Origin of the sequence: Bradyrhizobium sp. USDA 223 (assembly GCF_044909005.1) — a bacterium.
Taxonomy (GTDB): domain Bacteria; phylum Pseudomonadota; class Alphaproteobacteria; order Rhizobiales; family Xanthobacteraceae; genus Bradyrhizobium; species Bradyrhizobium yuanmingense.
On record NZ_JBIYDR010000001.1, the window covers coordinates 1,983,306 to 2,009,674 of the forward strand.

Below are 26,369 nucleotides of genomic sequence, written 5' to 3' on the forward strand. Positions count from 1 at the left end.
GGATCAGGTCCCTCGATAGAGCGTAGCCCCTCACCCGCGCCTCCGGCGCGACCTCTCCCAATGGGAGAGGTGGCGCCCGAGCCGAGATAGATTCGATGGAAGCAAAATGACCCAGCCCACATTTGCGACCCACGAGGTCTTCAACCAGTCGCCGCCATTCGAGGACATTGATCTTTTCGCCGTGGACCGACCGCTGATCGAGGCGGTCAGGGCCAATGGCGGCGCAGCGGCCGAGCGTGAGCTCTCGGAGTTCGGCAGGCACTGGGGCTCGGCGGCGATGGCCGATCGCGGGCGCGTGGCGAACGAGAACACGCCGAAGCTGCGCAGCTTCGATGCCAAGGGCAATCGCCGCGACCAGGTCGAGTTTCATCCCGCCTATCACGAACTGATGGCGCACAGTGCGCATGCCGGCGTTCACAATTCTACCTGGACCGCGGATGGCAAGCCGGCCGGCGATGGCGCCGAGGTCATTCGCGCCGCAAAGTTCTACATGGCTGCGCAAGTCGAGACCGGCCATCTCTGCCCGATCACGATGACGCGCGCCTCCGTCGGTGCCCTGGCGATGCAGCCCGACTTGCTCGCGCGGGTGATGCCGGTGCTGTCGACCAAGAGCTACGATCCGAGCTTTGCGCCGTGGTGGCAGAAGCGCGGCATGACCCTCGGAATGGGCATGACCGAGAAGCAGGGCGGCACCGACGTGCGCGCCAACATGACGCGCGCGGTGCGCGAGACGGACGGCTATCGCATCACCGGGCACAAATGGTTCATGTCGGCACCGATGTGCGATGCATTCCTGGTGCTGGCGCAGGCGGATGGCGGGCTGACCTGTTTCTTCATGCCGCGCTTCGCGCCGGACGGATCGGTCAACGCCGTTCAGTTCCAGCGGCTGAAGGACAAGCTCGGCAACCGCTCCAATGCCTCGTCCGAGGTCGAGTTCGTCGGCGCCTATGCCGAAAGGGTCGGCGAGGAAGGCAAGGGCATCCGCACCATCATCCAGATGGTGCAGCTGACGCGGCAGGATTGCGCGATCGCCTCCGTTGGCCTGATGCGCTCGGGGCTTGCGCATGCGCTGCACCACGCCCGGCATCGCAGCGTGTTCCAGAAGCATCTGGCCGATCAGCCCCTGATGCAGGCCGTGCTGTCGGATATGGCGCTGCATGTGGAGGCGAGCACGGCGCTGGTGATGCGGCTCTGCCGTGCCTTCGACCGCACGCCGCACGATGCGGCGGAGGCGGCTTATATGCGACTGCTCACGCCCGCGATCAAATACTGGACCTGCAAGAGCGCGCCGCCGTTCCTGTTTGAGGCGATGGAGTGCCTCGGCGGCAACGGTTATGTCGAGGACGGCATTCTGGCGCGCCATTATCGGGAGTCGCCGGTCAACGCGATCTGGGAGGGCTCGGGCAACGTGATGTGCCTCGACGTGCTCCGCGCGCTCTCGCGCGAGGGCGAGGCGGCGACGGCGGTGCTGCAAGCGCTGGCGGCCGAGACCAAGGGGCTGCCGGGGGCGGGCGAGGCGGCCAGCTTCATCGGCAAGACGTTTCGGCGCGCCGACGGCGAGCGCGTCGCGCGGCTTGCGGTCGAGAGGCTGGCATTGCTGGCCGCGACGGCCGCGCTCAATGGCGCGTCGTCGCGCCAGGCCGAATTGTTCGCGGCCACGCGCCTTGCGACCAATCACGCCAGCATGTACGGCGCAGTCGAACTCGATGGCGCCGACGTGCGCGCCCTGCTGGAGCGGGCGCTGCCGTGACTGGGCACGGTCTCTCCGCAGCGTCATGGCCGGGCCTGACCCGGCCATCCACGTCTTGCTGCGCGGCAAGAAGAACGTGGATGCCCGGGACAAGCCCGGGCATGACGATCGCTCGATAGTTTGCGCTCTCCAACGAAAGCCTGCTGATGGACTCCCTCAACCCCGATCATCCGCCGTTGACCGCGACGCCGGCGACACCGCGTGTCTGGAAGTTCTGGGGCACGGCGCTGTGGGGCCTCTTCATCTTCGTCGCGATGTTCGTCGGGCAGATCGGCGCCGTCCTTCTGCTGGCGGCGCAGCGTGGACTACCCATGGACCTCGCTTCGCTGCAGGTCGTCGGCCGCGAGCCCCAGACGCTTGCGCTCTCGGTCATCATGGGCTTGCCGGCGACACTGGCCGCGGTCTGGCTCGCCATTCGCATCAAGAAAGCTTCGTTCGTCGATTATCTCGCGCTGCATTGGCCGTCCTGGAAGCAACTGCTGTTCGGCGCCGTCGGCCTCATCCTGATCGTGCTGCTCTGGGAGACGATGTCGCGTGCGCTCGGCCGCGAGGCGACGCCGGGCTTCATGACCGATCTGTTGAAATCGGGCCGCGACAAGGGCGCCGCGCTGCTGCTGCTCGCCGCATTCGCGGTGGCGGCGCCGATGTCGGAAGAGGTTCTGGCGCGAGGCTTCCTCTTCCGTGGCTGGTCGGCGAGCTTCCTTCGCGCGCCCGGCGCGATCCTGCTGTCGTCGCTGGTCTGGACAATCGTCCATCTGCAGTACGACATGTACTTCCTCGCCGAAGTTTTCGCCATCGGCCTGTGGTTCGGCTACATGCGCTACCGCTCCGGCTCGCTGTGGCTCACCATCGTGCTGCACGCGCTGAATAATCTCACCGCGGTGGTGCTGACGATGTGGCTGGGGAGCTAGGCCGCAACTCCGTCATTGCGAGCGCAGCGAAGCAATCCAGAATCTCTCCGCCGCGGCAGTCTGGATTGCTTCGTCGCAAGAGCTCCTCGCAATGACGAGGTGAGAGAGGTGCGCTCGTCATGACGAGTGCTAGGCCGCCAGCCCGATCGCGATCGGCATCGTAATGGCTGCAAAGATCGTCTGCAGCGTGATGATCTGCGCCAGCAGCGGGGCGTCGCCGCCCATCTGGCGGGCGAGGACATAGGCGCTGGACGAGGTCGGCACCGCCGAGCAGATCGCCACGATCGCCAGGCTGTTGCCGGAAAGCCCGAACCAGAGACCGAGCCCCATCGCGAGCGCGGGCATCAGCAAGAGCTTTAAAACGACGCCGACGGCTGCGCCGAGGCTTGGACGGAAGAGCCCTTCGAGATGCAGGCCCGCGCCTGTGACGAGCAGGCCGATGGCGAGGGAGGAACTGCCGAGCGCGTCTGCAACCTCATGCCAGAGCCTTGGCAGCGGCAGGTGGGTGACATTGAAAGTAAGGCCGATGATGCAGGCCCAGATCAAGGGATTGCGCACCAATGTCATGACGATGGCGCGGCCGGATTGCTTTTCCGGCGATGCGTAACGAGCGAGCACCGAGACGCTGAACACGTTGACGAGCGGGATGATCGCCACCATCGCCACGGAGGCGAGCGCCAGCCCGACATCGCCGAACAGATTGGCGGCGATCGACAGGGCAACGAAGGTCTGCCAGCGCGTCGCACCCTGGAAGATCGACGTGAAGGCGGGGCCGTCGATGCCGAGCCGCGAAAGCGCAGGGCGCAGCGCGAGGCACAAAAGCGACATCGCCAGCGCCGACAGCAGCAGCGCGCTGCCGACGCCAGTCACCGGCACCTTGGAGAGGTCGGCTTTTACCAGGGTCTGGATCAGCAGCATCGGAAACAGCACGAAATAGGTCAGCTGCTCCAACCCGTGCCATTGCGTGTCCAGCCGCATCAGGCTGCGCTTCAGCACGACGCCGAGCACGATGAGGATGAAGACCGGCAGCAGCGCCGCGATGACGACGGCCATGGATCAGTCCGGTCCCGGGCTCGTGCGAAGATTGGCAAGGCGATCGAGCGCGCCTTGCAGGATGAAGATCGCGGCGTGCTCGTCGATCACCTCGGCGCGCTTGGCGCGGCTGACGTCCATGCCGATCAGCTCGCGCTCGACCGCCGCGGTCGAAAGGCGTTCGTCCCAGAGACCGATGGGCAGCGCGGTCAATCCGGCCAGATTTCGCGCGAAGGCGCGGGTCGATTGCGCGCGTGGACCTTCGCTGCCGTCCATGTTGATGGGCAGGCCGAGCACGAAGCCGACCGCCTTGCGCTCCGTGGCGATGGCCAGCAGCTTGGCGGCATCCTGCTTGAACTGCTTGCGCTGGATCGTCTCGACGCCGGTCGCCAGCCGCCGGTCCGGATCGGATACGGCAACGCCAATGGTCTTGGTCCCCAAGTCGAGCCCGACCAGCGCGCCGCGCGCGGGCCAGTGGGTTGCAGCATCGATGAGAGGCAGGATAGGAGCCGGCATGGCTTTAGCGCATATCACGCGTTGCGCTGCGGGGTGAACTGATAACCATGGATGCACTGACACTATTCGGCCTGTTTGCCGTGACGGCGATGCTGGTCTGCTATGCCCTGGAGGATCGCAGCCACTGGTTCGTGCTGCTGTTCGCGGCGTCCTGCGCGCTCGGTTCCGCCTATGGCTTCCTGCAAGGCGCCTGGCCGTTCGGCCTCGTCGAGGCGATCTGGGCCGTCGTGGCATTGCGGCGCTGGTACCTGAAGCCGTAGATCGCCAGAGGGCCGCAAGCAGCGCGCGAAATCGTGATGCACGGCTGTATCGATCAAATGTGGGAAATCTCACACTGGTGATGCTGCAGGCCATGGCATGATGCCGCGTGGTTGCGTGGCAATAGAGTTACCGGTCTAAAGTAGTATTGGGTGCATGCCCCCGATTTCGGGAACGATCGGCTGCGACCGGCGGTCCGGCCCGCCGCTGCAACTTGGCGCCAATTTTTTTGGGGGCGCCGACGACGTCCAATATTCGCCAATCATTTGAGAGGTCATGATGCTCATCAAGCCAAGTCTGATCGCGGGCTCAGAACGGCGATTCAAGCAAGCCGAGTTCTCACCCGAAGCCTTGAACCGGAAATTGGGCGACGGTCCGATCGACATGTCGGTCGAAAAGATGCGTCTGCGCCAGCGACAACTGCTGGCCGAGACGCGGGACGTGGAGAAGGCCGAAATTGGCCTGGAGCGGATCATCCAGGGCAATGATCTCGACAGCATCAATTATCTTGCCAAGGGGACCGCAGCCTCGCGCTCGGTCTGCCGTATCCAGCTCAGGGATGCCAAGTCGAATCTGCTCGGCTATGGCTCCGGCTTTCTGATCGGGCCCGGTCTGCTGCTGACCAATCATCATGTCTTCGGCCGGCCCTCCGACGCAGCCCATTCGATCGCCGATTTCAACTACGAACTGGACGCTTCGGGACAAGAGCGTGTGCCGGTGAGGTTCGGATTCGAGCCGGGCAGATTCTTCTACACCAATGACCGGCTGGATTTCTCGGTCGTCGCGGTGGCGCCGGCCTCGCTGTCAGGCCACGAGGAACTCGAGGATTGGGGATGGCTGCCGCTCAGTGACGCGCCCGGCAAGGCAGATCCGGGCGAGTATCTCACCATCATCCAGCATCCCAGCGGGCAGATGAAGCAGGTCTGCGTCCGCGAGAACAAGCTGCTCAAATATGTCGGTGACTTCCTCTGGTACAATACCGACACGACGGCCGGATCGTCAGGGTCGCCGGCGTTCAACCGCTTCTGGCAGGTGGTTGCGCTGCACCACAGCGGTGTTCCCCGGAAGAATGCGCAGGGTCGCATCCTGACCAAGGACGGCAAGGTGTGGAAGCCGTCGATGGACGAATCCTCGATCGAATGGATCGCCAATGAAGGCATTCGGATCAGCGCGATCGTCGCCGATCTGAAGGTGGCCGTCGGCTCTCACCCTCTGATCAGGCCTGTGCTGGACGAGATGGACCCGCCAGGCCGGCCCGAGATCGAGCGAGCCTTGCGGCCCCCGATTGACGCAACTCCGTACGGCGCCAATGTCTGGGTCGAGCAATCCGTCGACGGCACGTCTCTGGTGGTCCCGATCCGCGTTCCGCTGCCGATGTTCAGGAAGGAGATTCCTCTCGCTCCAACGCCGCCGCTACCGAGCCCGGCGGGAGGTCATGGCAATGGCCGGACGCCGAACGGCGGCACGAACGGCGGCAAGCGGAACGGCGGCACGCCATTGATTGCTCCGCCGACCGGCCTGTTGCCTTACATCAGCGCGAGGAACGGCCTCCCGATGGAGGCCGTGCACATCGATCAGAGCACGCTGAAATCGCGTCCCGGATACAAGGCGAACTTCCTTGGCACCGGCAGATTCTCGGTGCCCTTGCCGAAGATTCCGGCCTCGCTCAAGCCCAGGATCGCGATGCTCAAGGGAAGCTCCAGGCAATCCGAGCTGAAATATTTCAACTACAGCGTTGTCATGAACAAGGAGCGCCGGCTCGCCTTCTTCAGCTGCGTCAACATCGACGGCGGCAAGCAGCAGGACGTCGGCAAGCGCGAGGGTGATTCCTGGCTGCGCGATCCGCGCATCGACGACGATGCCCAGATCGGTGACGAGTTCTACCGCAAGCAGGCCACTTTCGAGGCGGATCGTAGCAAGAATCCGTTCGACCGCGGTCATCTCGTGCGCCGCCTGGATGCGACGTGGGGCGAGACCGTCGCCGCGGCCAAGCAGCATGGCGACGATTCTTTCCATTTCACCAATTGCTCGCCGCAATTCTTCTCGTTCAACCAGGGCAAGCAGCTGTGGGCGGGATTGGAGGATTATACACGCGATGTCCTGCTCGAAGGCGAGGAGAAGGGCATCGTCATGAACGGTCCGGTGTTCGACGGGCCCGACGCCGATGGATCCGATCTGCCCAATCCGGCCGGGCGGCCGCACAAGGATCCAAGCTTCGGCGGCGTCCAAATCCCGAAATATTTTTGGAAGATCCTGATCCGACGCAACGAGGATGACGATGCTCTCAAGGCGGCGGCCTTCCTGATGAGCCAGCGAAAGCAGGTCATGGAGATCGATCGCATCCAGGAGGCGGATCTGCGCGAGCGGATGTCCGAGGAGGATGTCAGCGTCTTCCAGGTCTCGATCGCGGACCTGACGAGGTTGACCAAGCTGGATTTCGGCAATCTCACTGATGCGGATTCGCACGAGGCGACCTCGGTCGGTCCGCGGCGGATCGAGTCCTACGAGGACATTCGACTCTGAGGAGCGCTTGTTTCGCCAAGCAGTGAAACCGACGCGACGTTCGGGTGAGGGCAGCGGTGCGCTCTATCGAGACACTGCAAGACCTCACCCGGCTTCTTTCGACGGACGCGCGTGTGGCGTCAGCGGATCGCGATCGGGTTGATCATGGCCTGCACGGCGCCGGTCCAGCGCGGCTGGCCCAGCACGAACAGGAATTCGTAGCCCTTGTCCCGGGCGAGCGCGGCGGTGTCCATGTTCTCGAGGATATAGGTCCCGTTCATCGCGAGCAGAATCTGGTGGACCTCGAACACGGTCTTGCCTTCGAACGGAAGCACCTCGAGCCCCCAGGTGTCGGCGCCGACCGCGACGACGCCCTTGCCGGCGAGGTACTTCGCGCCTTCGACGCCAAGGCCGGGCTCGCCGGCCGAGTAGCGCTTGTCGTCCTTGCCGATCAGGCTGAGCCAGCCGGTGTGGAAGATGACGACATCGCCCTGGCGGATCTCGACGTTCTGCTGCTTGGCGGCTTCCTCGATCTCCTTGACGTTGAAGGCGGTGCCTTCCTTCACCACGTCGGTCTTGAAATAGGCGGCCATGTCGAGCAGCACGCCGCGGGCGACCATCGGCGGCACCTTCTCGATGCCGAGCTTCTTCAAGCCATTGGGATCGGCGAAATCGGCCAGCTTGTTGCCGTTGTAGTAGACGTGCTCGACGCCGAGATGGCCGAGCCCGTCGAGCTGACTGCCGATGCCGACCCAGCTGTCGAGGATGTCATCGTTGTAAGTGGCCTTGTTCGGACCGAGACCCGGGGTGCCGGCCTGTCCGGGCTGCACGATGGTGAGCTTGAAGGTGCGCGGCGGGTAGGCGGGCGTCTGCGGCGTGACGGGGATGCCGAGGGCGTAGGTCTTGCCGGTCTTCACCAGCGATGCCGCCTTCACCACGAGCTCGGGCGTCATGTAGTTGGCGGCGCCGATCTCGTCGTTCGGCCCCCATTTCGATTTGGTCCAGTCCTGTGCACTTGCGGTTCCTGAAATCGCCGACAACGCAGCGACGCAGCACAACACGAGCGTATTGCGCATCAATAGTCCTCCCGATGTTTCTGCCGGTGTTTGGCTTCGTTTATGGTTTCGCGCTGGCCAGTCACTCATCCTAACGTAGAAGAAGCGGGGGCTTCAAAGCTTTTCGAAGTGCTGCGCTGCGATGGCGGCACGCAGCGCGGATCGATTCAAACGCGATGGATTTGTGACGAATTTCGTGGCGTGGAACGTTGGCGCTCCGTCATGCCGCGATGACGTCCTCGTCCTTCTTCAGGCAATCGGCAAAACCGCTCAGCGCGCTGTATTGATGTCCGGCGCGGCGCTGGATGAAGAGTGTTTCGACACGGGCATGTGACGGGCTCAGCGTGTGGACGGCGACGGCGCCGTTCATCGCGCTGCGTTCCACGACGGCGCGCGGCAGCAGCGTCACGCCCATGTCGGCGGCGACGCAGCCGATCATGCCGTCGAGCGTGCCGAGCTCGAAGCGCGCCGCCGACGGCCAGCCGAATTCGACGAAAATCTGTTCGAGCCGCTGGCGATAGGTGCAGCCGGTGCGGAACACCAGCGCGGTCGGACCCGACTCCGACGTGCCGGCGCGCAGCTCGGCGAGCGAGGCCCAGCGGCGCGCGCTGACCAGCACCAGCTCTTCGCCGAACGCGCTCGTCGTGGAGAGGTCGTCATGCGCGATGGGTCCGGCGACGAAGGCGCCGTCGAGCGTACTGTCGAGCACGCTCGCGACGAGGTCGGCGGTCGGCGCGGTGCGCAAGGACAGGCGCACGGCCGGGAAGCGGCGGTGGAAATCGGCGAGCAGCGGCGGCAATCGCACGGCTGCCGTGGTCTCCATCGATCCAATCGCGAGCGGTCCTTTCGGCTCGCCATCGTCCCGCGCGGCGAGCAAGGCTTCGCGCGACAGCGCCGCCATCTTTTGCGCGTAGGGGAGGAGGCGCTTGCCGGCACCGGTCAGCGTCATGCCGCGCGAATGCCGTTCGAAAAGCGGTGTGCCGATCTCCGCCTCCAGCGCCTTCACGCGCTGGGTGACGTTCGACTGCACGGTGTTGAGTTCTTCGGCGGCGCGGGTGATGCCCCCGGTGCGGGCGACGGCGGCGAAGGTATTGAAATCGCTGAGTTCCATGGCGTCGTTTCGCTTTCGAGATGGCAGCGTTCGCAACAATTCAATTTTCGAGAATGCTAGTCGCGCCTAATCTCGCTGTCCAGATCGGGGAGGAGCCATGCCGATGACGATGTCGCTGACCACGCTGCTGAGGATCAAGCATCCGATCCTGCTGGCGCCGATGGATGTCATTGCCGGCAGCCGTCTGGTCGCCGCGGTGAGCCGCGCCGGCGGATTCGGCATTCTTGGCGGCGGCTATGGCGAGCGGGTCTGGCTGGAGCAGGAGACGGCGAAGCTCGCCGACCTCAGCGCGCCGTTCGGGATCGGCTTCATCACCTGGAGCCTCGCCAAGCGGCCCGAGCTTCTCGATCTCGCGCTCGCTGCAAAGCCGGATGCGATCATGTTGTCGTTCGGCGATCCCGCGCCGTTCGCGCCCAAGATCAAGTCCGCCGGCGCGCGCCTGATCTGCCAGGTTCAGGACGAAGCGATGGCGCGGCAGGCGCTCGATGCCGGTGCCGACATCCTGATCGCGCAAGGCACGGAGGCGGGCGGTCATGGCGCTTCGCGCACCACCGTCGATCTCGTGCCTGCCATCGTCGATCTCGCCGCGGGTCGCGTTCCCGTGGTGGCGGCCGGCGGCATCGCGGACGGGCGCGGGCTCGCTGCCATGATGATGCTGGGCGCGAGTGGCGTGCTGCTCGGCACGCGCTTCTATGCGAGCCAGGAGGCCGACGGCGCCGAGGAGGCCAAGCGCCGCATCTGCGCGGCGAGCTCCGGTTCGACCGTGCGCGGCATCATCTTCGATCTCTCCCGCAACAACGTCTGGCCGGCGCCGTTTACCGGGCGGTGCCTGGTCAACGATCATGCCAGGCGCTGGATCGGCCGCGAGGTCGAGCTGATGCAGAATGTTGCCGCAGTCGCTTCCGAGTATGCGGCAGCAAGAGCGGCGGGCAATTTCGATGTCGCGGCCGTGATCGCCGGCGAGGCGGTTGGGTTGATTCATGATATCCCACCGGCGGCGGAGATCGTCGAGCGGATTGCGGCGGAGGCGGAGCAGTTGATCGCCGGGCGGAGAAACTCGGTGATCGCGGCGTAGGATTCTTCACCGCCCCTGGAGGGGGAGGGTAAAAGAGAGAGAGAACAACCATGTGGCCTGACCGTCGACTGATCGATCTCTTCAAGACCGAATTCCCGATCGTGCTGGCGCCGATGGCTGGCGTGATGGATGCGGAGCTGGTGATTGCAGCGGCGCAGGGCGGGGCGCTGGGGTCGCTGCCTTGTGCGATGATCTCGCCGGAGAAGGCGCGCGAGCAAGTTGGTCTCATCCGCCAGCGCGTCAAGGCGCCGGTGAACATGAATTTCTTCTGCCATACGCCGGTCGATCTGACGCGCGAAGCCGAGGCGCGGTGGAAGCAGCGGCTCGCGGAATACTATTCCGAGCACGGTCTCGATCCCTCCGCGCCGATCGCGGCTGCGAACCGCGCGCCATTCGATGCGGCGTTCTGCGAGGTGGTCGAGGAGCTGAAGCCGGAGGTCGTCAGCTTCCATTTCGGCCTACCGGAGCAAGCGCTGCTGAGGCGCGTCAAGGCGGCGGGTTGCCTCGTCATCTCGTCTGCCACCACAGTGAAAGAGGCGGTCTGGCTGGAAGAGCGCGGCGTCGACGCCGTGATCGCGCAAGGAGCGGAAGCGGGTGGCCATCGCGGCATGTTCCTGACCGACAAGATCGCCGAGCAGCCCGGCACCTTCGCGCTGGTGCCGCAGGTCGTCGATGCCGTGAAGGTGCCGGTGATCGCGGCGGGCGGTATCGCCGACGGGCGCGGCATTGCCGCGGCCTTCGCGCTCGGTGCCGCCGGCGTGCAGATCGGCAGCGCCTATCTGCGCTGCCCGGAATCCAAGCTCAGCGCGGCCGGCCGCAAGGCGCTCGCTGAGGCGGGGGACGATTCCACCGTGATCACCAATGTCATGACCGGCCGGCCCGCGCGGGGGATGCAGAACCGGCTGATGCGCGAGGCCGGCCCGATCTCGCCGGATGCGCCGCCATTTCCCCACGCCGCGACGGCGCTGGGGCCGCTGAAGGCGGCTGCCGAAAAGCAGGGCATGGTGGATTTCACCAATCTCTGGGCAGGGCAGGCCGTTGCGCTGGGCCGCGAGCTTCCCGCCGCCGAATTGACCCGGGACCTCGCCAAATCGGCGCTGGGGCGCATAAAGGCCCTCGCCGGATAGGGGGAAGCGCCGGTTGCGGCGCAAAACCGGCCTCTGCTATACGGCACATAGGTTTTGCCGTAAGAGGCCTTATATAATGTCCGTCGACGCCGCTACCGTCCGCCGCATCGCGCATCTGGCGCGCATTGCGGTTTCCGAGGACGAGGTTCCGCATCTGCAGGGCGAGCTCAACACCATGCTCGCTTTCGTCGAGCAGCTCTCGGAGGTCAATGTCGAGGGCGTGGAGCCGATGACCTCGGTCACCCCGATGCAGATGAAGAAGCGGCAGGACGTGGTCGATGACGGCGGGATCGCCGACGATATCGTTGCCAACGCGCCCGCGACCGAAGGTCACTTCTTCCTGGTGCCGAAGGTCGTTGAATAAACAGGTTAGGTTCGATGTGCCTGCTTTGCGACGATGAGAAGGCCTATCAGGCCTACATGAATTACCTCGACAAGATGGAGCGGCAGGGCAAGGCTGCCGATCCCGACGTCGCCGTCAATGCCGTGCTCGACGAGATCGAGGCGGCCGCGAAAGCCGCCGCCAAGAAAAACGTCATGCAAGACGACCCGGCCGACGACAAGACCCTGTCTCCGTTCTTCTGCAGCCCGATCAATAAATGACCGATTTGACATCGCTGACGCTCGCCGAGGCCCGCAAGGGTCTCGCGGCAAAAACTTTCACGTCGCTCGAGCTCACGGATGCGCATCTGTCCGCGATCGAAGCTGCGCGCGTGCTCAATGCCTTCGTGATGGAGACGCCGGACCAGGCGCGCGACATGGCCAAGGCGGCGGACGAGAAGATCGCCAGGGATGAGGGCGGCCCGCTCGCCGGCATCCCGCTCGGCATCAAGGATCTGTTCGCGACCAAGGGCGTGCGCACCACGGCGTGCTCGAAGATCCTCGGCAATTTCGTGCCGACCTATGAGTCCACCGTCACCTCGCAGCTCTGGCGCGACGGCGCGGTGATGCTCGGCAAGCTCAACAATGACGAGTTCGCGATGGGCTCGGCCAACGAGACCTCGTGCTTCGGCCCCGTCGGCAATCCCTGGCGGCGCGAGGGCAGCAACACGACGCTGGTGCCGGGCGGCTCATCCGGCGGCTCGGCCTCGGCCGTGGCGGCGCTGCTCTGCATGGGCGCGACCGCGACCGATACCGGCGGCTCGATCCGCCAGCCGGCCGCGTTCACCGCGACCGTCGGCATCAAGCCGACCTATGGCCGCTGCTCGCGCTGGGGCATCGTCGCCTTTGCCTCCTCGCTGGACCAGGCGGGTCCGATCGCGCGCAGCGTACGCGATGCCGCGATGCTGCTCCGCTCGATGGCGGGCCACGATCCCAAGGACACGACGTCGGTCGATATCCCCGTACCGAATTACGAGGCGGCGATCGGCAAATCCGTGAAGGGCATGAAGATCGGCATCCCCCGGGAGTATCGCCTCGACGGCATGCCGGCCGAGATCGAGAAGCTTTGGGAAGCGGGCGCGGCGTGGCTGAAAGCGGCGGGCGCCGAGCTCGTCGAGGTGTCGCTGCCGCACACCAAATACGCGCTGCCGGCCTATTACATCGTGGCGCCGGCGGAGGCTTCGTCGAATCTCGCGCGCTATGACGGCGTACGCTACGGCCTGCGCGAGCAGGGTAAGAACATCACCGAGCTCTACGAAAACACCCGCGCCGAAGGCTTTGGCGCAGAGGTGCGCCGCCGCGTCATGATCGGCACCTACGTGCTCTCGGCCGGCTATTACGACGCCTATTACCTGCGCGCGCAGAAGGTGCGCACGCTGATCAAGAAGGATTTTGAGGACTGCTTCGCCAAGGGCGTCGACGCCATCCTCACCCCGGCGACGCCGTCGGCGGCCTTCGGCATCGGCGAGAAGGGCGGCGCCGACCCGGTCGAGATGTATCTCAACGACATCTTCACGGTGACCGTGAACATGGCGGGCCTGCCCGGCATCGCGGTGCCCGCCGGCAAGGACGCGCAGGGCCTGCCGCTCGGGCTGCAACTGATCGGCCGTCCGTTCGATGAGGAGACGCTGTTCTCGCTCGGCGAGGTGATCGAGCAGGCCGCCGGCCGCTTCACGCCCGCGAGGTGGTGGTGAATGTCGCTGATTTCATCGCGAGCCTCGGCGGCGCGGCGCCCGCGCCGGACCTGAACGCGCCGCTCGCCGGCCTCTGGTGGGCGGCGAAGGGCGACTGGGACCGCGCGCACACGATCGTTCAGGACGAGAGCAGCCGCGAGGCCGCCTGGGTGCACGCCTATTTGCACCGTGTCGAAGGCGATCTCGGCAATGCCGGCTATTGGTATCGCCAGGCCGGTCAGCCGGTGGCAAAGGATTCATTGGAAGCGGAGTGGGAGCGGATCGCTGCCACGCTGCTCGGGAGCAGGACATGAGCACGGCCACGCACAAGCTTCTCAAGGGCTCAACCGGTGACTGGGAGATGGTCATCGGCATGGAGATCCATGCCCAGGTGACCTCGAACGCCAAACTGTTCTCAGGCGCGTCCACCGCCTTCGGCGGCGAGCCGAACAGCCACGTCTCGCTGGTCGACGTCGCGATGCCGGGCATGCTGCCGGTCATCAACGAGGAATGCGTCAGGCAGGCTGTCCGGACCGGGCTCGGCCTCAACGCGCAGATCAACCTGCGCTCGGTGTTCGACCGCAAGAACTATTTCTATCCGGACCTGCCGCAGGGCTACCAGATCAGCCAGTACAAATCGCCCATCGTGGGCGAGGGTGAGGTGATCATCGATCTCGATGGCGGCAAGACGGCCACCATCGGTATCGAGCGGCTGCATCTGGAACAGGATCCCGGCAAGATGCTGCACGACCGGTCGCCGTCGCTGTCCTACATCGATTTCAACCGCTCTGGCGTGGCGCTGATGGAGATCGTCTCGAAGCCTGATATCCGCGACGCCGAGCAGGCCAAGGCCTATGTGACCAAGCTGCGCTCGATCATGCGCTACCTCGGCACCTGCGACGGTGACATGGAGAAGGGATCCCTGCGCGCCGACGTCAACGTCTCCGTGCGCAGGCCCGGCGCGCCGCTCGGCACCCGCTGCGAGATCAAGAACATGAACTCGATCGCCTTCATCGGCCAGGCGATCGAGTATGAAGCGCGGCGCCAGATCGAGATCCTGGAGGACGGGGGCGAGATCGAGCAGGAGACGCGCCGGTTCGATCCCAACAAGGGTGAGACGCGCTCAATGCGGTCGAAGGAGGAGGCGCACGACTATCGCTACTTCCCCGACCCCGACCTGTTGCCGCTGGAGTTCAGCCAGGACTTCGTCGACGCGCTGAAGGCGAAGTTGCCGGAGCTGCCGGACCAGAAGAAGGCGCGCTTCGTCGCTGATTTCGGCCTGTCGGCCTATGATGCGAGCGTGCTGGTCGCCGAGCGCGAGAGCGCGCTGTTCTACGAGACGGTGCTCGACAAGCTCGCCAACCGCGCCCGCGACGGCAAGATGGCGGCGAACTGGGTGATCAACGAGCTGTTCGGCCGTCTCAACAAGGAAGGCCGGGATATTACGGCCTCGCCCGTCAATGCCGGGCAACTGGCTGCGATCATCGACCTGATCGGCGAGGGCACGATCTCGGGCAAGATCGCCAAGGATCTGTTCGAAATCGTCTGGCAGGAGGGTGGCGATCCCCGCGCGCTGGTCGAAAGCCGTGGCATGAAGCAGGTCACGGATCTCTCTGCGATCGAAAAGGTGGTCGACGACATCATCGCGGCCAATCCCGACAAGGCGGCGCAGGTGAAGGACAAGCCGCAATCGCTCGGCTGGTTCGTCGGCCAGGTCATGAAAGCATCCGGCGGCAAGGCCAACCCGCAGAGCGTCAACGACCTGCTCAAGTCCAAGCTCGGCGTCTAAGCCTCACGCATTCGAACGAGGTGACGGACGCGTTTCGTCACCTCGCTTTCGGTTCTCGATGCGACGCTCGCGCATCCTCGACGGCAAACTTCATCCTGATCGACGGCGATGCGGCGGGGCGAATCGCCGCCGCGCGATTCGCCCGAAACGGCGGCTTGGACGCGCTCCGGCGAGCGCCCGCGCCGTTAAGCATGAAAATATTTTCGTTGCCAAAAATCGCGACTCAGAGTCCGCGAAACGCCTTTGCGAGGCGACCGCACGATTGTCGATGCGCATCGCTGCGTTGGTCGCGCGCGATGCGCGCGTGCGAAAAAATACTTGCTGCATAGTGTTTTCGTGCAATCGCATCGTTCGCGAACGTCGGCGATGCGAGCGCTCGGCATGATCGCAAGTGCACGTCGTGCGAAGCGCCTGCGTCGCGCCCGCCAAGCGCAGGCGCCTTGCTGCGTCAACACTTCTTTAAGCGAGAAGCTGTTTTTTTCTTCGTGTTGGTGTATTCGGGATGAAGTGCATTCGATCCCCGAGTGCACGCAGCGATTAAAGCCATCTCACACATCGGAGGGCAACATGGCCAAGAAAGCGAAGAAGGCGAAGAAGGCGAAGAGCGCAGTGAAGAAGACTGCGAAGAAGACCCGCAAGGTCGCGAAGAAGAAGAAGTAACTTCGCTTCTGAAGTTGCCGGCTCCAGATAGCCGGCACGTCATCAGCGCCTCCTAGAGGTTCTGGTCGACGATAGAGGGTGTCGGCGAGACATCAGGTCAACGGTCGGACCGTTCTCTTTCGCGGTCCGGCAGAAGAAACGAGTTTTCTTCGTTCGGTGCGGTTCTCCTCAAACGGGCTCCGCAATTTCACGACAGGCCTTCGGGCCAAAGTGGAATCTGGTCCTGACGTGTTCGCCGACGCCCTCGTTCCCTTGAAGCCGGGGCATTGCCGGCATTCCTCTCCCTCACATCGTTGATTTGACCGCGTCGCGTCCGAGCGCGCTTCTGTCATGCCGGCTTGATCGCTTGGCTTGGAGAGGCAAGGCGGCCTGTGGCGTGATCGCGCGTCGTTTCGCCCTGCGGTGTCGCCGCCCGGCTCCGACGGGCCGATCCAGCACGCGCGGCTTGTCGTGGAACGATTGCGGCGGCTGGATACTGGATCACCCGCCTGCCGCCTTCGCCGAACTTGGACGGCCCGAGACCGAATGCCTAGGGCGAAGCCGGGGCGCGGATGACGACAAGAAAAGCAGCCACATGACCTGCGCCACCGCGCGCGATGGTTATCGATGTCCTGAAATCCCAGGGTAAACCGAATCTGACGAATGACAGAAGCGCCTGCGAATCAAGGACTTCTTGAATTCTCGGCAGAGGAGGCGCCCGCTCGCGTTTACGTCTGCTTCATCGCGATGCTTAAACTGCCATTCAAATTTGCCCGCCATCATCGCCTCCAACAAGCCGGCAAACGGCGGTGGGGAAGAGTTGAACGTTGCACGATCCCGGCAAGGGTCATGCACATCAGAGTTGGACGGGAGCCGCGCTCGGGGGACGAGGCGGCATAAGAACAAAGGGGATGCGTGATGTTTCAGGGTACTTTCGATCTGGAGACGGCGACGCCGGTCGATGCGAGCGCGCTGTCGGACGTGCTGTTCGAGCGCGGGATCTATTGGGCGAGCGGCCGCTCCGGCATCGTCGATCTCGTCGCCGCGCACAAATGGTTCAATCTCGCCGCGCTGAAGGGCCGCAAGGACGCCGTGGTGCTGCGCCAGGAAATCGCCGGCCAGATGTCGGACGCCGAGATCTCCGCCGCGCAGCGTGAGGCGAGAGCCTGGGTCTGCGCGCACTGAGCGTCACGTCGCTTGGGAACCGGACCTTGACCGTGCGGCGCCATCGCGCCGCGGCGGCTTCATAGTAAGGTTTGCACGGCAAACGAGGCCGGCGCTTCGCCGGCGCGATGCCTGCGCCAGATTTCGTCGAATGCCTTTTCGATATCCCGCGTCATGCGGACAGTATCGAAAAGCGGCCAAGTGGTCCGGCGCGCCGCCAGCTTGCTCCTGAGCGCGACGCGAAGCTCGGAATCGTGCGCGATCCGAAGCGCCAAAGCCTCATATTCCTCCAGCGATCGCGTCACCAGCTCGGGAAGGCCTACGGCGTTCAGGAGACTGGCTGCAACGCGTCCGGCAAAAGTGGTCCCAATGCACGTCAGGACCGGCAGGCCAGCCCAGAGGGCGTCGCTGGCCCCGGTGTGGGCGTTGTAGGGCAATGTGTCCAGGAACAGATCGGCGACCTGGTGGCGCGCCAAATGCTCGTCAGCTGGGACGCGCGGAGCGAACACGATTCTCTCGGCGGCAATCCCCCGCGCAACGGCTTCGCGCTTCAGATTCTCCGTGGCGACCGGGTCACCATCCAGCAGCCAAAGGACGCTTCCGGGGGTCTTGTCGAGCAGCCGCATCCAGACGCCGAACAATGGCGGCGTGATCTTGGGGCTTCTGTTGAACGCGCAGTAGACGAACGCATCGTCCGCCAGTCCGAGCTGGCTCCGACTCGGTGGATTTGAGGGGAGCGGTCGCTTCGCGTCGGTCGCCTGGTAGCTATTGGGAAGATAGATCACCTTCTCGGCGTAATAAGGCTGCTCTGCTTCGGGGATGACGATCCGGTCGGCCATGAGATAGTCGACATAGGGGGCGCCCATCGTGCCGGGAAAGCCGAGATAGCTCACCTGGATAGGAGCCGGCCGGCGCGCAATGATTTTCGGCCGTGCACCGGCGGTGAAGCCGCCGAGATCGACGAGAACCTCGATCTCGAGCTGGCCGATCAGCTTGACGACGTCCTCGTCGGCGAGATCGCCGACATCTTCAAAACGTTCGAATGCGGCCCTCAGGCGGTCGCGCATCTGGCTGTCGTCGTCGGGCCCGCAGGAGATGGCGGTGACGTCGAAGCGCTCGCGGTCGTGCGCCTCGAAGATTCCGGCCATCAAATACGCGGTGGCATGACTGCGAAAATCGGCCGACATGTACGCGACCCGGAGCCGGGGCGCCGGACGCGGCGTTGCGGGCCTGGCGGCACCGCCGTCGGGGGTCACCTTGGCGACATAGGCCTTCGCGCAGGTCAATTGGCGTGCAGGCGATGAGGAGACATGAAAGAAGGCGAAGGGGTCGATCGGCACGCCCGCCTCGACAGCTTCGTCCATGGCGGCCTGTTCACATTCGAAACTGCTCCAGTCGGCGCGCTTCCGCTTGCAAGCAACCAGGTTGCTCAGCGCAAACGGGAACGTCTTATCAAGTGCGACTGTTCGTTCCAGAGCCACGATCGCTTCGTCGTCTCGTCCCAGCTGGCCAAGAACCTCGGATAACGCGAAATGGTTCTGTGGGTCGCCCGCTGCAAGCTCGATGGCGCGGCCGTAGCTGTCACGCGCTTCCTCGAGTCGGCCAAGCTGGTGCAATGCGCTGCCTCGGTTGGCGAACGCGGCGCTCGACGGTGCGACCGCAATGGCGCGATCAAACTCGGCTATGGCGTCGCCAAGCTGCTGCCGTGCAATGAGGATCGCTCCGCGATTGAGATGCGCGTCCGCGAAGTTCGGAGCCAGGGCGATCACTTTCGCAAGCCAGACGAGCGCATCGTCCGGCTTGTTCAGCGCGCGCAGCACGTTGGCATAGTTGAAAAGCACGTCGGGATTGCCGGGGTCGACGCGCGCAGCCTTCTTCAGCAAAGGCTCGGCGTCGGCAAACTGTCCGCGCTGGGCGTGCAACAGTCCCAGCATATGGAGCGCGACGGCATGCGTTCTGCTCCCCTTCAGGATGGTCGTGTAGGCCCGTTCCGCTTCCGACAGATTGCCCGAACGGTGCGCCGCAATTGCCTGGTCCAGAATAGCCGACGGATGGAGTGAGGAGGGGGCCGAGGCTCCCTTGTTGCGGCCTTGTTGCGACATGCGATGGGTTTCTCGACCCGACGTAGGGGGGTCTGTGCTCGGGCGAAATGGTGCAAAAACTCTAGTCACCTTTGCCCGCGAGAACAACGGCCGCGCCGCCTGCGCTTGTTTCGCACGGGCAGGCCCGGTGCCGTGAAGTTTCTCCGTCACACCGCCGCCTGGAATCCGACGGCATGAGCAACCAGGCTACGAATAGACGATGGCTGCCGATTCAGATCGCTCCCGACGAGTGCGACCTGGAGCTCGGGCGTCTGCACCAAACAGGAATTGTGCCATGGTCCTTTCCATGCCGGCGCAAGAGCGGCATCTGGCTCAATGTCTGGGCCGACGAGGCCGTGCTGATAGCGCCCTCGCATTGGCGGGTCTGGCGATCCGGCATTTTGGGTGGGGGCTCACATATATAGGGAGCGCGCGAATCGGGGGGCTCGCCGCCCTCATCCTTCTGCGGAACTTTCGTGCCGGCGTCGCCCTTCGCCTTCCGCTGGACGCGCGCAGAGACCTTGATTCTGCTTCCGGGATTCTGGGGTGGCGGAGAGGGAGGGATTCGAACCCTCGATACAGCTTGAGACCGTATGACGCTTTAGCAAAGCGTTGCCTTCAGCCACTCGGCCACCTCTCCGGTGCGAGCCTTATGCATCTATTTGCTCGGGCTGGTCAATTTGGAAGCGCGTGTTTTCGCTCGAATATTCCCAGTGATTTGCGAAACGAGACGGGTTTGCGCTCGAACGAGGGCATGGCGCTGAATTTGCGAGGAAATTCAAAGGTGCAAAGAAAGGACGAGCACCTCCAGATCCTGCTTCGCCGAGCTGTCCGGCCCGGTCGTCCCGCCCCGCAACCTCCATATCTCCATATAGAGAGGGATAGAGCGCGCGACCCGGGCGGCCGAGGCATTGCAGGGACCTGCTTCGTCAGATTGCGGCGGGGAGGCAGGTCGATGCCTGCCCATTGAGTCTCCTTCTGATTCCACGATTCGAGCGCCTCAAAGCTGGCTCAAGCCGAGCTCTCGCGCGCGGCGCCTCATGTGCGGAACTTTGATGGCATTTGGAACCGCTCCGAAAACCTCAATGTAAACAACGCGTTATGAGAGCGGTTTGATCACATCTGCGTGTTATTTGTGCAACACCCGTTGGAAAACACGCTGCAACGGCCCGTTTCGGAGCGTTCTCTTGTTGTGTGTGCAAGGACGTTCGGTAATTGTGACTGAGCGACGGAGGGGGGCATCCCGAGGTCGTCCCGTTTAGGTCATTCGCTTAAGTCCCTCGCGTTCATGCGGGTGTGTCCGAAGACGCGAAGGGGCCGAAAGCGGTGATTTAGAGGGGGTTGGGGAATTGGCCGTCCGGTCAGTGACCTTCCCTGAAGAGCAACTTGGAGGTTTAACATGAAGTTGGTTAAGAGCCTTTTGCTCGGCTCAGCGGCGGGTCTGATCGCCGTGGGCGGAGCTCAGGCAGCCGATCTCCCCGTGAAGGCCAAGGCGGTCGAGTACGTGAAGATCTGCTCCCTGTACGGTGCTGGATTCTACTACATTCCGGGCACCGACACCTGCATCAAGTTCGGCGGCTATCTGCGTGCCGACATGCTGTTTAACACGAACAGCGACTACGGCATTGGCCAGGGCGCTCCCGGCGGCGCCAACAACCGTCTGGACAACTACTACCAGACCCGCGCTCGTTTGGACTTCACCATCGATACCCGCACGGCAACCGAGTACGGCGTGGTCCGCACCTACGCCGATACGGTTTTCAGCTGGGATGCCACGTCGGTGACCGGCAGCGCCCCATCTGCCTTCTCGGTCGGTTCGGCTTCGCTCGGCCTCTACCATGCGTTCATCCAGTTCGCTGGTTTCACCTTCGGCCGCACCGTCTCGATCTTCGACGCACCGTGGCAGAGCTATCCGGCTGGCGGTCCCGACTTCCTTCCGGGCGGCAGCAACAACGTCACCGGTGTGAACCAAGTCGCCTACACGGCTGATTTCGGCCAGGGCATCACGGGTTCGGTCGCGTTGCAGGATATGACGACCGCCGCTGGCGGCCAGTCGAACCTTTGGAACGCAAGCGTGACGGGCGTTGCGGGTGCAGTTGGTGGCTTCGCCACGACCGCAGCTGCGGGCGCTGCCTTCATCCAGGGCATCTACGGTGTCAACGATTGGGGTGGCACGCGCATGCCCGACATCGTCGGTCAGGTTCGTGTCGATCAGGCCTGGGGTCTGTTCCAGATCTCGGCGGCGGCGCACGAACTCCATTCGGCTTATTACGGTACGACGGAGCCCACTGGTCATCCGTCGGACAAGTGGGGCTGGGCGGTTCAGGGTGCGTTGTCGATCAAGAACATCCCGACCGGTGCGGGCGACTCGATCAACTTGCAGGCGGTCTACACCGACGGTGCTTCGCGGTACAACTTCCAGAGCCTGTTCCCGCAGACCATCTTCATCTACGGCGGCAGCGGCATTGCCTATCAGAGCGTCGGCTTCGCCGGTATTGCTGATGGCGTGTTTGGTTCCGGTACCGGGATCGAGACCGTCAAGACCTGGGGCTTCCGCGGTGGTTATACCCACAACTGGTCCCCGAACTGGTCGTCGGGCATCTACGGTGCTTATGCATCGCTCCGCTATGGCGATGCGAGCAAGGCTCTGATCTGCGCCAACTTCGCTGCTGCTCTGGCCCCCGTCGCTGGCTCGACCTGTAACCCCGACTTCAACCTCGCGGTTGTCGGTGGCAACTTGGTCTGGACTCCGGTCAAGGGTCTCGCCTTCACGGCTGACGTGAGCTACGTCTGGCTCGACCAGAAGCACTCTGGCGTCGTCACGGGCGCCAACACGGCCAACCTGGCTGTTGCCAAGCCCGCAGCGACCTACGAGCTGAAGGATCAGGGTAACCTCCAGATGCTCCTGCGCGCTCAGCGCAACTTCTAAGATCGACCCTAGGTTGATCGAAGAACCCCGGCAGGAAACTGCCGGGGTTTTTCTTTGCGGGTCATGAAGCGGGCACCTAAAAGGCAGATCGTTCGAGACCGCGGTAAGGGAGCTTCTGACCATGACCATTTCGACGAGCTGGGGACGGATGCTGAGCGTGCTGGCCGTGACATCAATGGTCGCCGGGGTTACGGCCGTGTTCGCACCGGCAGCTGCCGAACCCTTGAACCCCAATTATCCGGTGTGCCTCCAGCAATGGGAGTGGGGCGGCAGCAACCGGATCTACTGCAGCTACCGGTCCTGGGAGGATTGCAAGGCTTCTGCGATGGGATTGCCCGCGATGTGCCTTGCGAACCCATATTGGTCCCAGCCGACTTCGGCCCGCCCGGTCCGCCCGCCTCACGGCCGGTCCGCCCCCGACAGGATGTGGTGAGAATCGGATCCCGTGCTTGAGGCGTTTCGCATTCGCGGGCGAGCTGCGCCCTCTCGACGAGAGCGATCAGGTCACCATGTTGGCCCCTTCACTCCTTGAAGGCATAGGTCGGGTTGAGACCGCAGGCACCGATTGTTCCGACGCGATCGCCATGCACTGCTGTAAGTGGAACACTGGCAGTTGAGGTATAAGCTAGCCGGAGCGTGGGAACGAAACGCTCGTTCCAACTCTATCGTCAGGTCGCTGGTGCCGTCGACGAATCCTGCCGAGCCCTGCCCAGCAACCAGGCTCTGTTTCTATCGGGCCATCGACGCCCGTTACTGCACGCTGACGGCTCCGCGGCGCAGATCGGCTTCGATCTGCAAGCGGGTGCCGCCGCCGAAACGGGCGCGGTAGACCTGAAGGTTCTCCATGATCCGCTGCACATAGTTGCGCGTCTCGGAGAACGGAATCAGCTCGACCCAGTCGACCGCGTCGACCTTGGGGTCGCGCGGATCGCCGTAACGCTCGACCCACTTCTTCACGCTGCCGCGGCCGGCATTGTAGGCGGCGAACGTCATGATGTAGGAGCCGCGATAATCCTCGAGCAGTCCGCCGAGCTCGGCCGAGCCGAGCGTGGCGTTGTAGACGGAGTCGTTCTTCAGCCGCCCCAGGTCGTAGGTTGCGCCGTGGCGCTTGCAGACGTAGCGGGCGGCATCCGGCGTCACCTGCATCAGCCCGTAGGCCTGCGCCGGCGAGACCACCGACGGGTTGAACGCGCTCTCCTGCCGCGCAATCGCATAGATGATGCTGCGTTCGACCTCGGGGCCGATCGGCGTGAACTGAGGAATGCCGTTGACGGGGTAGGCGTAGAAGTCGAACGGCAGGCCGCGGTTGAGCGCGGCCTTGCCGAGCAGCAGCATGCCGCGCGCGTCGCTGTAGCGCTGGGTGAGCTCGCCGAGGCCGGCGAGCGCCTCGGGATCGCCGTTCTCGCCCATGTCGGCGAGCAGCGGTATCGCGAACTCGCGCTCGTCCAGCTCGTAGAGCAGTTGCGCGGCGCGCACGATCTCGAGCCGCTCGGCGCCGCGACCGCGCGGCTGGCTGTTGAGCTCGATCTGCGGCAGGCCGAGCTTTGCGCGCGCGAGCTGGCCGTAATAGCTGGTCGATTGCTCGGCCGCCCGCGCATAGGCATTGCGTGCCTCCTGCTGGCGGCCCATCGCCTCGGCAGCGCGGCCCTGCCAATAGCCGGCACGCGCCAGCGCGGTCGGATTGACGCTGCCGACCCCGATGCGGGCGAAATGCTGCGCGGCTGTCGCGGGATCGTTGAGGAAGCGCAGCGCGATCCAGCCGGCGGTAAACTCCTGCTCGGTCTTGTAGATGTCGCGCGAGGGCAGGGCGGCGTCGCGCGCGATCAGATAGGCGCTACGGAATTCCTCGGTGTCGATCATCTTGCGCGCCAGGAGGCGCCGCTCGATCCACCATTCATCGAGATTGTGGAGGCGACCCGGATCCTTCGGCGCGGACAGCATCAGCTGGGCGGCTTCAGTGAACTTCTCTTCGCGACGCAGCAGCTGGATCTTGCTGAAGACGAAGCCGGGATCGCCGTGCAGCTCGCGCGGCACGGCATCGAGCAGCGCCCGCGCGTTCGGCGCCTTCTTGACCGCGGCGATGCGGGCCTTGGCGAGCGCGACATAGCCGGCGCCGAGACGCTTGGCGGCGCGTAGCGCCGCCTCGTTCTCGCTGCCGTAGAGCAGGTTGTCCATCCGCGCTTTCTGGTCGCCCGGCGTGAGCAGGGCGCCGAACTGATCGAGCGCGTTGTTCTCGGTGTCCTCCGACATCGGATCGGCGCGCCAGGCATCGCGCACCAGCCGCTCGGCATTGGCGCGGTCGCCGCGCGCCAGCATCGCCTTGGCGAGCATGAAGCGGCCCTTGGCGGAGATTGGCGATTCGTTCTCGAACCACGACCACGCGACGGCCTCGTCGCGCCTGTCGTCCCACATCGCGGCCTCGAGGCGCCGGCGCAGGAAGGTCTGCGACGGCCAGCTCGGATTGGCTGAGAGGAAGGCGCGATAGCGTTCCACGGTCGCGCCGTTGTCCTCGCTGCGCAGGATGATCCATTCGGCGAGCTTTCGCGCGACCGGATCGGAGATGCCGGCCGCGGCATTGGTGGCGTCGGCGGCCTTGCGCTTGCGCACGAGCTCGATGACGCTCTCCAGGGTGTCCTTGTCAGCCTGCGACGTCGATGACGTCGCGGCGACGGCGGCCGGGATGACCGGCTTGCGCGGCGCTGCATGCTGGCGCGTTGCAGGCGCCAGTATGGGAGCTGCGGCCGGTCTCGCTGGGGCCGGCGCAGTCGGTTTGACGGTGGCAGTCACGGCCGGGGCGGGGGCTGCCTTGGGCGGCGCGCCGCTCGCAGTCGGCGCTGCCTTTGGTGCGGAAGCAGGTGCTGTCGCAACGGGAGCGGCGGCCGCAGGCTTGGGTTGGTCTTTGGGCTTGTCCTTCGCCGGTTCCTTGCTGGCGGTCTTGCCGGGGTCCGGCTTCTTCGCGGCGTCCTTGGCGGGGGCGCCAGGCGCGCCCTTGCTTGCAGCCTTCGCGGCGTCCGTGCCGGTTCCCTTGGCTGCGTCCTTCGCCGTTTCCTTGGTCGACCCCTTGGGAGGGCCCTTCGCCGCGTCCTTGGCAGCTGGTTTGGCGGGATCCTTGGTCGCCGCGGCCGTCTCGTTGGACTTGGCGAACGCGGCGCAGTCCATCGACAGGCCGGCCATCAGGCACAATGCCATACCCAGGGATCGCCACGCGGCAGAAGCAAAGGAGGTCACGGCGTTTCGTCGCCCCGAATCAGTGAAGTGGCTCAAGACCTAGCTGAATTTGCTTGAATATGCGGAGAAAATACCAACAGCCGCTTACCTCGGGGCCGATTTGCACCAGCACCGCGGCAAAATCGCGGCCTAAACGCAGCCTCGCACCGACCCCGGGTCTTTTACCAGCCGGATAGACCCGATATGAAGGGGGCTTGCTCAAGAGATCGCCGCGTACGGAGGAAGTCCATGGCAGCCAAGACGAAATTCCGAGGGTCGTTCACCGCCTTGGTCACCCCGTTCAAGAACGGCTCGCTCGACGAGGCGGCGTTCCGCTCCCTGGTCAACTGGCAGATCTCCGAGGGCACCAACGGCCTCGTTCCGGTCGGCACCACCGGCGAGAGCCCGACGCTCAGCCATGACGAGCACAAGAAGGTCGTGGAATGGTGCATCGCTGAAGCCAAGGGCCGCGTGCCCGTCATCGCCGGGGCCGGCTCCAACTCGACCAAGGAGGCGATCGAGCTGTCCCAGCACGCGGAAAAGGCGGGCGCGGACGCCGTGCTGATCGTCACGCCCTATTACAACAAGCCGACGCAAGAAGGCATGTACCAGCACTTCAAGGCGATCAACGATGCGATCGGCATTCCGATCATCATCTACAACATCCCGCCGCGCTCGGTGATCGACATGTCGGTCGACACGATGAAGCGGCTGTGGGAGCTGAAGAACATCGCCGGGGTCAAGGACGCCACCGCCAGCATGGTGCGCGTGTCGCAGCAGCGCGCGGCGATGGGCGAGGACTTCAACCAGCTCTCGGGCGAGGACGCCACCATCATCGGCTACATGGCCCATGGCGGCCATGGCTGCATCTCGGTGACCTCGAACGTCGCGCCGCGCCTGTGCTCGGAGTTCCACGCCGCCTGGCAGAAGGGCGACACCAAGGCGGCGCTCGCGATCCACGACAAGCTGATGCCGCTGCACAACAACCTCTTCATCGAGAGCAATCCGGCGCCGATCAAGTACGCGATGTCGCTGCTCGGCAAGCTGGACGAGACGCTGCGGCTGCCGATGGTTCCGGTGTCCGAGCCGACGCGGGTTGCCGTGCGCAGCGCGATGGTTCACGCCGGCCTGATCAACTGACGCATGAGACGTTCGGGGAGCCTTTCATG

The 26,369-nt window shown here is 64.5% G+C and carries 21 protein-coding genes and 1 tRNA gene; 15 read left to right on the forward strand and 7 right to left on the reverse strand.

Annotated elements, in window-relative coordinates; genetic code table 11:
• Positions 1–106 precede the first annotated feature (106 nt).
• Together ABIA40_RS09025 and ABIA40_RS09030 are read left to right on the forward strand one after the other, a co-directional pair.
• Positions 107–1,750, forward strand: a complete 1,644-nt coding sequence (locus ABIA40_RS09025) for an acyl-CoA dehydrogenase family protein (protein ID WP_404540679.1) — start codon at positions 107–109, stop codon at positions 1,748–1,750.
• Positions 1,751–1,896: 146 nt separating this feature from the next.
• Positions 1,897–2,661, forward strand: a complete 765-nt coding sequence (locus tag ABIA40_RS09030; RefSeq protein WP_275510131.1) for a CPBP family intramembrane glutamic endopeptidase — start codon at positions 1,897–1,899, stop codon at positions 2,659–2,661.
• A gap of 129 nt (positions 2,662–2,790) precedes the next feature.
• Here the strand turns inward: ABIA40_RS09030 and ABIA40_RS09035 are convergent, their stop codons facing one another.
• Both ABIA40_RS09035 and ruvX read right to left on the reverse strand, forming a co-directional pair.
• Positions 2,791–3,714, reverse strand: coding sequence for an AEC family transporter (locus tag ABIA40_RS09035; RefSeq protein WP_404540682.1), 924 nt, complete (start codon positions 3,712–3,714; stop codon positions 2,791–2,793).
• Positions 3,715–3,717: 3 nt separating this feature from the next.
• Positions 3,718–4,209, reverse strand: a complete 492-nt coding sequence (ruvX, locus tag ABIA40_RS09040; protein WP_404540685.1) for a Holliday junction resolvase RuvX — start codon at positions 4,207–4,209, stop codon at positions 3,718–3,720.
• A gap of 47 nt (positions 4,210–4,256) precedes the next feature.
• Here ruvX and ABIA40_RS09045 point away from each other — a divergent pair, with 47 nt between their 5' ends.
• Together ABIA40_RS09045 and ABIA40_RS09050 are read left to right on the forward strand one after the other, a co-directional pair.
• Positions 4,257–4,469, forward strand: coding sequence for a hypothetical protein (locus ABIA40_RS09045; protein ID WP_157287544.1), 213 nt, complete (start codon positions 4,257–4,259; stop codon positions 4,467–4,469).
• A 274-nt stretch (positions 4,470–4,743) separates the two neighbouring features.
• Positions 4,744–6,990, forward strand: coding sequence for a DNA/RNA non-specific endonuclease (locus ABIA40_RS09050; RefSeq protein ID WP_404540688.1), 2,247 nt, complete (start codon positions 4,744–4,746; stop codon positions 6,988–6,990).
• 119 nt (positions 6,991–7,109) lie between these two features.
• On the opposite strand, the gene ABIA40_RS09055 is transcribed toward ABIA40_RS09050, so the two are convergent.
• Together ABIA40_RS09055 and ABIA40_RS09060 are read right to left on the reverse strand one after the other, a co-directional pair.
• Positions 7,110–8,045 carry a cyclase family protein gene (locus ABIA40_RS09055; protein ID WP_036025535.1) on the reverse strand — a complete coding sequence of 312 codons (936 nt, stop codon included), beginning with the start codon at positions 8,043–8,045 and terminating at the stop codon, positions 7,110–7,112.
• Positions 8,046–8,244: 199 nt separating this feature from the next.
• A complete protein-coding gene (locus ABIA40_RS09060; RefSeq protein ID WP_404540691.1) occupies positions 8,245–9,135 on the reverse strand; it encodes a LysR substrate-binding domain-containing protein in 891 nt (296 codons plus the stop codon).
• Positions 9,136–9,232: 97 nt separating this feature from the next.
• Between ABIA40_RS09060 and ABIA40_RS09065 the strand changes: the two genes are divergently transcribed.
• The 8 genes from ABIA40_RS09065 to ABIA40_RS09100 all read left to right on the forward strand — a co-directional run bounded on the left by ABIA40_RS09065 (position 9,233) and on the right by ABIA40_RS09100 (position 17,004).
• Positions 9,233–10,210, forward strand: coding sequence for an NAD(P)H-dependent flavin oxidoreductase (locus ABIA40_RS09065; protein WP_404540694.1), 978 nt, complete (start codon positions 9,233–9,235; stop codon positions 10,208–10,210).
• A 50-nt stretch (positions 10,211–10,260) separates the two neighbouring features.
• Positions 10,261–11,337, forward strand: a complete 1,077-nt coding sequence (locus ABIA40_RS09070; RefSeq protein WP_404540697.1) for an NAD(P)H-dependent flavin oxidoreductase — start codon at positions 10,261–10,263, stop codon at positions 11,335–11,337.
• 76 nt (positions 11,338–11,413) lie between these two features.
• Positions 11,414–11,701 (forward strand): Asp-tRNA(Asn)/Glu-tRNA(Gln) amidotransferase subunit GatC, encoded by a 288-nt coding sequence (gene gatC, locus ABIA40_RS09075; RefSeq protein WP_404540700.1) that lies wholly within the window; start codon positions 11,414–11,416, stop codon positions 11,699–11,701.
• 14 nt (positions 11,702–11,715) lie between these two features.
• Positions 11,716–11,940, forward strand: a complete 225-nt coding sequence (locus tag ABIA40_RS09080) for a hypothetical protein (protein WP_404540703.1) — start codon at positions 11,716–11,718, stop codon at positions 11,938–11,940.
• On the forward strand, positions 11,937–13,412 hold the full coding sequence (gene gatA, locus ABIA40_RS09085) for an Asp-tRNA(Asn)/Glu-tRNA(Gln) amidotransferase subunit GatA (RefSeq protein ID WP_271538108.1): 1,476 nt from the start codon (positions 11,937–11,939) through the stop codon (positions 13,410–13,412). Before ABIA40_RS09080 ends, gatA begins: the two co-directional genes overlap by 4 nt.
• Positions 13,403–13,705, forward strand: a complete 303-nt coding sequence (locus tag ABIA40_RS09090; protein ID WP_404540706.1) for a hypothetical protein — start codon at positions 13,403–13,405, stop codon at positions 13,703–13,705. The genes gatA and ABIA40_RS09090 overlap by 10 nt, the downstream gene beginning before the upstream one ends.
• Complete coding sequence (gene gatB, locus ABIA40_RS09095) at positions 13,702–15,180, forward strand: Asp-tRNA(Asn)/Glu-tRNA(Gln) amidotransferase subunit GatB (RefSeq protein WP_128265294.1); 1,479 nt, start codon at positions 13,702–13,704, stop codon at positions 15,178–15,180. Before ABIA40_RS09090 ends, gatB begins: the two co-directional genes overlap by 4 nt.
• Positions 15,181–16,737: 1,557 nt before the next feature.
• Positions 16,738–17,004 carry a hypothetical protein gene (locus tag ABIA40_RS09100; RefSeq protein ID WP_157287348.1) on the forward strand — a complete coding sequence of 89 codons (267 nt, stop codon included), beginning with the start codon at positions 16,738–16,740 and terminating at the stop codon, positions 17,002–17,004.
• Between the two features lie 59 nt (positions 17,005–17,063).
• Here the strand turns inward: ABIA40_RS09100 and ABIA40_RS09105 are convergent, their stop codons facing one another.
• Positions 17,064–19,085 (reverse strand): tetratricopeptide repeat protein, encoded by a 2,022-nt coding sequence (locus ABIA40_RS09105; protein ID WP_404540709.1) that lies wholly within the window; start codon positions 19,083–19,085, stop codon positions 17,064–17,066.
• Positions 19,086–19,611: 526 nt separating this feature from the next.
• Positions 19,612–19,704, reverse strand: a tRNA-Ser gene (locus ABIA40_RS09110).
• Positions 19,705–20,463: 759 nt separating this feature from the next.
• On the opposite strand from ABIA40_RS09110, the gene ABIA40_RS09115 reads away from it, so the two are divergent.
• Positions 20,464–21,993, forward strand: coding sequence for a porin (locus ABIA40_RS09115; RefSeq protein ID WP_271538105.1), 1,530 nt, complete (start codon positions 20,464–20,466; stop codon positions 21,991–21,993).
• Positions 21,994–22,114: 121 nt separating this feature from the next.
• Positions 22,115–22,426: a DUF3551 domain-containing protein gene (locus ABIA40_RS09120; RefSeq protein ID WP_157287352.1), complete on the forward strand. Its 312-nt coding sequence runs from the start codon at positions 22,115–22,117 to the stop codon at positions 22,424–22,426.
• Between the two features lie 317 nt (positions 22,427–22,743).
• On the opposite strand, the gene ABIA40_RS09125 is transcribed toward ABIA40_RS09120, so the two are convergent.
• Positions 22,744–25,167 carry a transglycosylase SLT domain-containing protein gene (locus tag ABIA40_RS09125; protein ID WP_404546194.1) on the reverse strand — a complete coding sequence of 808 codons (2,424 nt, stop codon included), beginning with the start codon at positions 25,165–25,167 and terminating at the stop codon, positions 22,744–22,746.
• A gap of 282 nt (positions 25,168–25,449) precedes the next feature.
• Between ABIA40_RS09125 and dapA the strand changes: the two genes are divergently transcribed.
• A complete protein-coding gene (gene dapA, locus ABIA40_RS09130) occupies positions 25,450–26,340 on the forward strand; it encodes a 4-hydroxy-tetrahydrodipicolinate synthase (protein WP_028179703.1) in 891 nt (296 codons plus the stop codon).
• Positions 26,341–26,369: the final 29 nt, after the last annotated feature.